Origin of the sequence: Paraburkholderia nodosa DSM 21604 (assembly GCF_000519185.1) — a bacterium.
GTDB classification, from domain to species: Bacteria; Pseudomonadota; Gammaproteobacteria; order Burkholderiales; family Burkholderiaceae; genus Paraburkholderia; species Paraburkholderia nodosa.
Genome location: NZ_JAFA01000045.1, coordinates 61,375 through 69,307, shown reverse-complemented (window position 1 = coordinate 69,307; position 7,933 = coordinate 61,375). Strand labels below are relative to the sequence as shown.

The following is a 7,933-nucleotide window of genomic DNA, read 5'->3' as shown; positions in this document are numbered from 1 at the left end:
TGATTCCGTTCTTCGATTACCCGCCAGAAATCAGGAAAGTGATTTACACCACGAATGCCATAGAATCGATCAACATGAGCCTGCGCAAGGTGATCAAGACCCGCAGCTCGTTTCCGACCGATGAGGCCGTCACCAAGCTGTTTTACCTGGCCCTGAACAACATTAGCAAGAAGTGGACGATGCCGATCCGCGACTGGAAGGCGGCCCTGAACCGCTTCTCCATCCAGTTCGAAGAGCGGCTGGNGCCGGGNTAAGCCTCAACCCGTTTACACAAAATTCCGGACACCCCCGCGCAGCATGACACGCGCGTCCCCGAACTACGCGTGTCTTAAGGCACACGAACATCTGCCGCGCGCGTTAGCCCGCGAGCGCGTACGTGTGCGTTTCCCCGTCACTTCTGTTCGTGTGCCTTGCGTTGCTCGTCGAGAAATGCCCGCACGTGAGCGGGCAATTCGTCGCCGAGAAACTCGACGGCCACCGGTTCCGGATCCGGGCTGAAGACTTGGTCCGGGGTCGGAATCCTTGGCGGTTTGGCGTCCATGATCTTTCTCCTATGTAAGCCGATTATCCGGCTCGGTACTTCTGCTGCGCTAGTCCCGCTTACGGTAACAGTGCTTTTCTCGCACGCGTGTTGCTTTCTTCGCACAGCAATACAAATGATTAACGGCGCGGGAATATAATTGTTGAGATGAACTTCGCACTGCCGCATGCCGCGTGAATCGCGCACGTTCCACGTTTCTCCCCAATCCCCCGCGCAGCGTCTGCTGCAGTCGCACAACGCCTCGACCGCGCTTCCCCTGGCTCTGAGAACCGCGCACGCCCTGCAGTCTTGCCGCGTTCGTGTTGCGCGGTGCCGCAAGCGCGGGCCGGTCCCACCAGCTTCAGCGTGCAACCACCGTTCGTCTACAACGGTCGATTATGCTTAGCCGTTGACGTCGAAACGTTAATAAGAATTAAAACTATGTAAGCGACCGTTTCTATCCGATTGGGCGATTAATACTTTGTTGCGCGTCATTTGGCCGCGATTTAATGACCGAACGTACGTAAATAGCCGCGCATTCGGGCGCGGCGTATTGATGCACTCCGATAATTCGTTACGTTTGGGCCTCCGGCGGCGCCGGCACGCGCTGCACGTGAGCGTGGTTCGCGGGCGTCGCGCGCACGTCGACCTGGCCATGAATGCGTGACTGGTGGCCGTCCGCGAACATGTAGTAGGGAAACGGGTGGGCGGGCTCGGAGGCCGCGTCGAGACGCGCGACCAGTTCGGGGGCGAGCGTGAAGTCGAGCGCGCCCAGCGACTCTTCGAGTTGCGCGGCCTTGGTCGCGCCCACGATGATGCTCGCCACGCCGCGCTTCTGATACAGCCAGTTCAACGCTACCTGGGCCATGGGCCGGTTGGCCTCGTGCGCGACCCGCTCGAGCTCGGCGACGATCGCGAAGTTGTGCGCCGAGAGCTTGTCGAAGCCGGGCGGCGGCTTTGCGCCCACCGTCTGCAAGCGGCCCGCACCGCTCACGCCCTCGCTTGCCTGCGACGGCCGATATTTCCCGGACAGCACGCCCATGCCGAGCGGACTCCACGGCACGAGCCCCATGCCGAGTTGCGTCGCGAGGTCGGCGAATTCGTGTTCGGCGTTGCGTTCGATCAGGGAGTATTCGAGCTGCATGGCCGCTACCGGCTCGAAGCCGCGCCAGTCGGCCAGCGTCTGCGCGCGGCCCGCGTACCAGGCGGGCACGTCGGAGAGACCCACGTAGCGGATCTTGCCCGCACGCACCGCGTCGTCCATGGCGCGCATTACTTCGTCGACGGGTGTCATGCGGTCCCACGTGTGCAGGTAATAGAGATCGATGTAGTCGGTCCCGAGGCGCTTGAGCGAGCCGTCGAGCGCGCGCAGCAGATTCTTGCGATGGTTGCCGCCGGCGTTCGGATTGCCCGCTTGCGCGTTGTAGGAATACTTGGTGGCGATGACGAGCCGCTCGCGCAGACCGCGCGCCGCCGCGAAGCGCCCCACCCAGGTTTCGCTCGTGCCTTCTGTATAGAGGTCGGCGGTGTCGATGAAATTGCCGCCTGCGTCGACATACAGGTCGAAGAGTCGCTGTGCGGCGGCTTCGTCGGCGCCCCAGCCCCATTCAGTGCCGAACGTCATGGTGCCGAGGGCGATGGGGCTGACGCGCAGGCCCGAGCGGCCGAGCAGGGTATAGGTATCGAGTTTCATGGCGGTTTCCTCAAAGAGTGAGTGGCGAACGCGAGCTCATCTTGCGCTTTTCCTTTTTGTGGAAAAATCGGGTTCACCTGAAAGTACTGTGAAGCCAGACTTCACAATGGAGACACCATGGGCCCGGTTTCCACTCCGACGTTCGCGCAGCCCGCCACATCGGCACTGGCGGGACGCCTGCCCGCACTGCTTGCGGTGGCGGCTGTCGCCCGCCATGGCAGCTTCACGCGTGCGGCGTCCGCCGCGGGCTTCTCGACTTCGGCGCTATCGCAAACCGTACGTGCGCTCGAAGCGCAACTCGGCGTGAGGCTCTTCAATCGCACGACGCGCCGGGTCGCGCTGACCGAGGCGGGCGCGCAGTTTCTCGCGCGCGTCCAGCCCGCGCTCTCACAGATCGAGGCGGCGTTCGATGCGCTCGACGCCTCGCGCGACGCCCCGGCCGGCACGCTGCGCATCAACCTGCCGCGCGTGGCAAGCGAGTTGCTCGTCATGCCGCACCTTGCGGAATTCATGTCGCGCTATCCGCACATCAAGCTCGAACTCGCGCTCGACGACGGTTTCGCCGATCTGGTAGGTGACGGCTTCGATGCCGGCATCCGCCTGGGCGAATCGGTTGCGCCTGGCATGGTGGCGGTGCCGATCGGCGGGCCGATTCGCATCGTCGTGGTGGGCTCGCCGGAATACTTCGAGGGCCACGCGCGGCCTGTCACCCCCGATGACCTGGCCGCGCATGATTGCCTGCACTATCGCTTCGCGACGGGCGGCGTCTACCGCTGGGAGTTCGCGCAGCCGGAGGATGCTGGGCGTGTGTTCGATGTGGTCACCGAGGGCCGCTTCGTGACGAACGATCTGCGTACAATGGTGCGCGCCGCGGAGCAGGGCGTGGGTCTGCTGCACGTCATCGAAGATTACGTGCGGGCCCCCCTGGACGAAGGCCGGCTCGTGCCGGTGCTCGAGCCGTGGGGCGCATCGTTTCCGGGTTTCTATTTGTACACGGCCGGGCGCGCGCAGTTGCCGCCCAAGCTGCGTGCGTTCATCGACTTTCTGCGCGAGAAGCGTGAGGGTGCCTAAGCTCGGGCAGCGTGAGCTGGGGCGATGGGATGAGGTGATCGAAGAGGTGGGCGAGGTGCCGGATGGGCGCTGCACACGGAGTGCTGTGCGCCGACTCCACAAAGCAAAAAGCCCAGTCCGAAGACTGGGCTTTTTGCTTGAATCCTGGTGCCGGAAAGAGGAATCGAACCCCCGACCTTCGCATTACGAATGTAACGCGGAGCACTAGCGGGTGAGGAGTGTAACACGAACCAAGGTCTAGCCTAGCACGAACCAACCCGGAACCGTGCTAGGCTTGCCCTTGTTGTGCGGCCCGCAACCCCGCACGCCAGCGCGCAGAAGTCCGGCTAGACCCTGCCCGCTGTTAGTCAAACGTAAAGCCCCGTACCAGCGATGGACGGGGCTTTGTCGTTTACGCGTTGCGCAGCCTAGTGAAGTGGAGGCAGGGTATGGGCAAAAAGACGCGTGACTACCGGATCGAGATAGACCGGCGATTGAAGATGGTGGACTGGCAGGGGCACGAGTTCTGGTACGCCGCCTTTCGAGCGGACGTTATGGTTGGGAGCCTGATGTCAATTCCCCTCCCGAGCGTGATGAACGCCTTTGACCTCGTGCGGCTGCGCCGTGGGAAGGATGGGCGCACGCTCATTGGCATGTTCAGCGGCAACGTGCCCCGGCTGCTCTACGCGGCGGCGGTTACCGGCAACCCGCCGACACGGGCGGAGAAGATTGACGAGCAGGAGTACCGGAGGCTCGCGGGCTACTGGCCGCTCATCAAGGGAGGCGCAGCATGAAATTTCGCGTTGGCAGTTAGAGCGGCGACGTGTTGGCGTTGCCGGGCGGCGTGAGCGCACCGGGAAGTTGAGGGCGTGCAAGTTTGCGCGCCCACCACCACGACATAGCGAACGGCGTGGCGAGCCGATCTTGGCGTTGCCGGTTGATACACTAGCGCGACCAGAACAACCGGGGGCAACCATGACGGCTGACGGGCATATCGGTTTCATCGCTACCCTGCACTGCTGGCAGGACCTCGCTGGCGCAATCATCGGGGCGATGATGGGCGCGGTCGGCGCGCTCATTGTCGCGTCGCGGGCAACGCAGCGCGAGCGTCGAATCGCGGCTGGCGCACTCCTTCCCGAACTACAGAATATCCGGGGCGCACATGGGGCGTTAAGTGAAAGGGCCAGCGCGAGTAACAAGCCAGCAGCCGAAGCGGCAAAGCGCGTGTGCCGGAGCCTTCTGCGCTTACGACCTGTCGCAAGTGTCCTGCATAGCCCTGCGCTCGGCCAGCTATCAGATATTCATCCGGCGCTGTATGCCCACCTGTACCACTGCCAGATGATCCACCGCTATTTCGAGCAGGGGCTCGCCGAGTTCGCTGAACTTGAAGACGCGGCCAAGGCACCTATGCCGCCACCCAATGCCGCCGAGTTCGAAGAACGCATACAGGTGAAGGTCGCAAGTGTGATCGGAAACTGGAACCTCGTCGCAGAGCACGCAGTGATGGGGGAATACATGCTCGACCGCTTTGTCTTCCGGCTCTGGCCTGTTTGGGCGTTTCGCCTTCGCATGCGCTTCTTCAAGAATGACCTCGACCGGCGTTCGAACTACCTGCTGGAGCATGGCAGGCCGTTGAGCGAAGCGCAGGCGAACAGGAAGCCTGCGCTCGACGACGACGCGACGTTCTAGGTGAGCTTCGCCACGGTGGATGCTTTTTTCAAGCACCTGCCGCTGTAACGCGCGCCGTTGCGTGCTCATCTGTATTCACGTATGGAACGCGGCCCGTGGTGGGCTTGGTGATGGCGCGGCGGTACGCACGCACCGGCAACACGACGCGAGCCTGCCGTGTGCGAGGTTTGCCGTGCTGCTGCCTACAATGCCGTTCATCGCTACCACCACCGCGCGGAGGTCGTCATGGGACGGTTCGCATTGCCTTGTGTCGTTTGGGTCACCGATGCAACCCGCGCACGTCTGCGTGAGATTGCATCGCTTCGAGATAGCCCGGTTGAGCGCGTCGGTGGCAAGCTGCTTGACGCGGCGTGCGCGAGCTACGTGAGCACGGGTCCGTCGCCCGAGGCGAAGGTGGCGCAGCCGGAACCCGTGGTTGAGAGCGGCGGTAGGATGCGCGTGCATCAGCGCACGGTGGCGCAAGCGAAGTGGACCGCGCAGCGATGGCACCACCGGGACAAGGGCAGCACGTGAGGCGGTGCTAGACCTTCGGTTCCTTCGGCCATGCGATCTTGTGCGGGAAGCCCGGTTGTTGAGGAACGTCGCGCAACGCCTTGCGGTATGCACGCCAATCGGCGGCGCGAGCACCACCGTCCTCAAGGCGGTTAATGGTGGCATCCACGTCCGTCAGTAGTGCGTTGCGCCGTGCGCGAGCGTGGTTTGCCGCCTTGATCGTCTCGTACTCCTTCGAGTGCCGCTTCCATAGCGCCTTTATTTCCTTGTCGCTCGGCTGCGCCAAGTCCTCACGCTTCCAATCGACTATTTGCGCGGGGCCGGTTTGCTCGGCACTGCCATGCGCGACCCAGTGCGCGGTCAGATAGTCCTTTCCGTTCTCGGTGCCGGGGTAGAGCTTTTGCAGAAGGAAGGCAAGTTCCTCGTGCGACAACATGTGCTCGATGATGCTGGGCATGGCGTGCTCCACCTAAAAAGAAGGCCGTGAGCGGCCCACGATGAACGCCCACGACCTGACGAAAGAACATCAAAGAGCAGATTGCAGGGTGCCCGGTCTAGCTGCATTAACCGTGACCGGGCGAACGGGTTGATCGGTGTGGCACGAGGAGTACAGACTAAAGACGCGCGCCACACCGATGTCATGCAGCATCCAGTTCGGTTGCCCGGTCTACCTGCCCCGCGTACCGGGCGAAACGGGGTGAATCCGCGCAGCAGGTGGAGAGTCTGCCGCGCTTGTGCAGCCTGTCAGCACTACTTGCATCCGTGGCATGGATATTCGCGTCCGCCATGCCCCGGACGTGTCCAACGGGTCATCGCGGGGTCAGCGCCGGGTCTGTAGTTCTTATCCGACCCCCCTTCCGTGAGCTTGCGGCCATGCGAAGAAAGGTTTGGGGGAAGGTGTACGTCGATCTGTCAGAAATCATTTCGAGTACCGGCCGGGGGCTTCCCTCGCCGCTCCGGCCGCTCACTCGGAAGGCTCGTCAGCGGGCTGCGATATTTTTTGAACGGGCAGTTGTCGCGGCACGCGACCACGACACCATCGCGAAGCTCAAAGCCCAACCACTCTTCGCCATCGCGCAGCGCACACCGCACGAGGTCGCGCACGTCATCAGCGTAACGACTGCCGAGCATCCCTTCGGCGGCGATGCGCGAAGCGGCCACGCGTTCGAGCATGGCTTTGCCGAGATAGATTCGCGTCATGGCAGCGCATCTCCACCGAGCGGGTTAGTACGGTCGCGGTCATCAAGCGCCGCGAGCGAATAGTTCTGCTGCTGCATGTACGCGGTGTCGCCGCCTTTAATCGCCTTCAGGTTCAACCTGCGTCGCGCCTCGTTCGGCGTGAGTACACCAGCGCCAACACCGGCTGCGAGCGTCTTCATCAGTTCGCTCGTGTCCATGCGCAGCAGCCCATCGAGGTCAAGTTCAGTGCGGTAGTTCGACGGCAGTGACAGCCCGCGATCCATGCACTGCTCGAACGCTTCGATCAGGCTTTGCAGGCATTGGCTGTAGTAGTTCTGCGCCAGCGCCTCGACGTTGTGATAGGTCGGTGCCGTGCCGATGCCCACCATGTAGCCGGGCACGTGAAAAACGCTGCACACAATCTCGCTGGTCATCTTCAGCTGCTCGACCAGTTGCGCATCGACGGCCTTCATCATCAGCGGTTCGTATTTCATGCCGTCGCCCAGCACCGCGATGCGGCCACGGTTGGCACCGCTGAACTTGTCCTCCCACTGCCTCTTCAACCGGTCGGCGGCCTCGGTGCTGATCGCACCGGGCGCGACCAGAATGCCGCCGGGCTGCGCACCGTTTTCGAAGAAGGACGCCGAGCCGTTGCCAATCGCCAGTCCCTGCCGAGCGGCGAGCGAGCAGGCGAACAGGGGCGACGTGCCGACCAGCGGATGGAACAGGCAGTTCATGCGGTCGTGGATCATCTCGCTCGCAGGAACGACCACGTTGCCTTCGGTCAGGCCCGCAAGGTTGTCGGCCTTCAACTGGTAGTACACGTCTCCGCTCGGCGTGACCAGCGGCGTCACGTTATCCGGCGCAAGGATGTAGAGCCTGCGGACCACGTTGCGCTCGTCGCGCTCCTTCAGCGCGTAGGTGTTGCCGCGCGTGAGCTTTGACATGATCCAGTTTTCCACGAACTGCGTGGGCGTCTGGAAGTGGTTTGGCTCGCGCAGCACGGGCGAGAACGCGGGGTTGTGCACATCGTCCCACACGTCGTGACGGCCACGCTGCATAAGGCGCACGTCGAGCTTTCCAATGTCGGCGCTGATGAGTGTCACGCAGGCATACACGGCGTGAAAGGCGAGCAGCGTTTCCGGCTTCAATTCGACGTTCTGCTGCCACGCGCCCGCGAACGGTTCGCGGATGACGAGCGGAAACCATCCACCGTTACCGGGACCGGCCGGTGACAAAGCCTGCGACGCGACCGGCGCGAGATCACGCGGTGCCGAACGCACGATTTCGAGTCCGAAGGGCAGGCGCAT

General features: G+C 63.0%; 10 protein-coding genes. 5 read left to right on the top strand and 5 right to left on the bottom strand.

All coding sequences use genetic code 11. The annotated features are described in order from the left end of the window. Nucleotides 1–254 (top strand): transposase (locus tag A3CW_RS0138135; protein WP_028208226.1); only part of this gene is annotated, 254 nt, incomplete at its 5' end. A gap of 137 nt (nt 255–391) precedes the next feature. On the opposite strand, the gene A3CW_RS53520 is transcribed toward A3CW_RS0138135, so the two are convergent. Together A3CW_RS53520 and A3CW_RS0138125 are read right to left on the bottom strand one after the other, a co-directional pair. Next, a complete protein-coding gene (locus A3CW_RS53520) occupies nt 392–541 on the bottom strand; it encodes a hypothetical protein (RefSeq protein WP_027795377.1) in 150 nt (49 codons plus the stop codon). Nucleotides 542–1,094: 553 nt separating this feature from the next. Further along, nucleotides 1,095–2,213 (bottom strand): aldo/keto reductase, encoded by a 1,119-nt coding sequence (locus tag A3CW_RS0138125; RefSeq protein ID WP_028208225.1) that lies wholly within the window; start codon nt 2,211–2,213, stop codon nt 1,095–1,097. Between the two features lie 117 nt (nt 2,214–2,330). On the opposite strand from A3CW_RS0138125, the gene A3CW_RS0138120 reads away from it, so the two are divergent. The 4 genes from A3CW_RS0138120 (at nt 2,331) to A3CW_RS0138105 (ending at nt 5,465) form a co-directional block, all read left to right on the top strand. After that, nucleotides 2,331–3,284 carry a LysR family transcriptional regulator gene (locus A3CW_RS0138120; RefSeq protein ID WP_051481993.1) on the top strand — a complete coding sequence of 318 codons (954 nt, stop codon included), beginning with the start codon at nt 2,331–2,333 and terminating at the stop codon, nt 3,282–3,284. A gap of 428 nt (nt 3,285–3,712) precedes the next feature. Beyond that, nucleotides 3,713–4,057 carry a hypothetical protein gene (locus A3CW_RS0138115; protein ID WP_028208223.1) on the top strand — a complete coding sequence of 115 codons (345 nt, stop codon included), beginning with the start codon at nt 3,713–3,715 and terminating at the stop codon, nt 4,055–4,057. A 181-nt stretch (nt 4,058–4,238) separates the two neighbouring features. Continuing rightward, on the top strand, nt 4,239–4,952 hold the full coding sequence (locus A3CW_RS48965) for a hypothetical protein (RefSeq protein ID WP_051481992.1): 714 nt from the start codon (nt 4,239–4,241) through the stop codon (nt 4,950–4,952). Between the two features lie 225 nt (nt 4,953–5,177). Beyond that, nucleotides 5,178–5,465, top strand: a complete 288-nt coding sequence (locus A3CW_RS0138105; RefSeq protein WP_028208222.1) for a hypothetical protein — start codon at nt 5,178–5,180, stop codon at nt 5,463–5,465. A gap of 7 nt (nt 5,466–5,472) precedes the next feature. Here A3CW_RS0138105 and A3CW_RS51560 read toward each other — a convergent pair whose 3' ends face one another. The 3 genes from A3CW_RS51560 to A3CW_RS48955 all read right to left on the bottom strand — a co-directional run bounded on the left by A3CW_RS51560 (nt 5,473) and on the right by A3CW_RS48955 (nt 7,933). Next, nucleotides 5,473–5,901 carry an XkdW family protein gene (locus A3CW_RS51560; RefSeq protein WP_051481991.1) on the bottom strand — a complete coding sequence of 143 codons (429 nt, stop codon included), beginning with the start codon at nt 5,899–5,901 and terminating at the stop codon, nt 5,473–5,475. A 455-nt stretch (nt 5,902–6,356) separates the two neighbouring features. Beyond that, the gene (locus tag A3CW_RS0138095; protein ID WP_028208220.1) at nt 6,357–6,644 is read right to left on the bottom strand and encodes a hypothetical protein; all 288 of its coding nucleotides are present in this window, start codon (nt 6,642–6,644) and stop codon (nt 6,357–6,359) included. After that, nucleotides 6,641–7,933 (bottom strand): phage portal protein, encoded by a 1,293-nt coding sequence (locus A3CW_RS48955; RefSeq protein WP_035515162.1) that lies wholly within the window; start codon nt 7,931–7,933, stop codon nt 6,641–6,643. Before A3CW_RS48955 ends, A3CW_RS0138095 begins: the two co-directional genes overlap by 4 nt.

Bases quoted from the DNA above. Each gene is read 5' to 3' on its own strand.
- A3CW_RS0138105 (WP_028208222.1), top strand. From the start codon at position 5,178: ATGGGACGGTTCGCATTGCCTTGTGTCGTTTGGGTCACCGATGCAACC.
- A3CW_RS0138115 (WP_028208223.1), top strand. From the start codon at position 3,713: ATGGGCAAAAAGACGCGTGACTACCGGATCGAGATAGACCGGCGATTG.
- A3CW_RS48955 (WP_035515162.1), bottom strand. From the start codon at position 7,933: ATGCGCCTGCCCTTCGGACTCGAAATCGTGCGTTCGGCACCGCGTGAT.
- A3CW_RS0138095 (WP_028208220.1), bottom strand. From the start codon at position 6,644: ATGACGCGAATCTATCTCGGCAAAGCCATGCTCGAACGCGTGGCCGCT.
- A3CW_RS53520 (WP_027795377.1), bottom strand. From the start codon at position 541: ATGGACGCCAAACCGCCAAGGATTCCGACCCCGGACCAAGTCTTCAGC.
- A3CW_RS0138125 (WP_028208225.1), bottom strand. From the start codon at position 2,213: ATGAAACTCGATACCTATACCCTGCTCGGCCGCTCGGGCCTGCGCGTC.
- A3CW_RS48965 (WP_051481992.1), top strand. From the start codon at position 4,239: ATGACGGCTGACGGGCATATCGGTTTCATCGCTACCCTGCACTGCTGG.
- A3CW_RS0138120 (WP_051481993.1), top strand. From the start codon at position 2,331: ATGGGCCCGGTTTCCACTCCGACGTTCGCGCAGCCCGCCACATCGGCA.
- A3CW_RS51560 (WP_051481991.1), bottom strand. From the start codon at position 5,901: ATGCCCAGCATCATCGAGCACATGTTGTCGCACGAGGAACTTGCCTTC.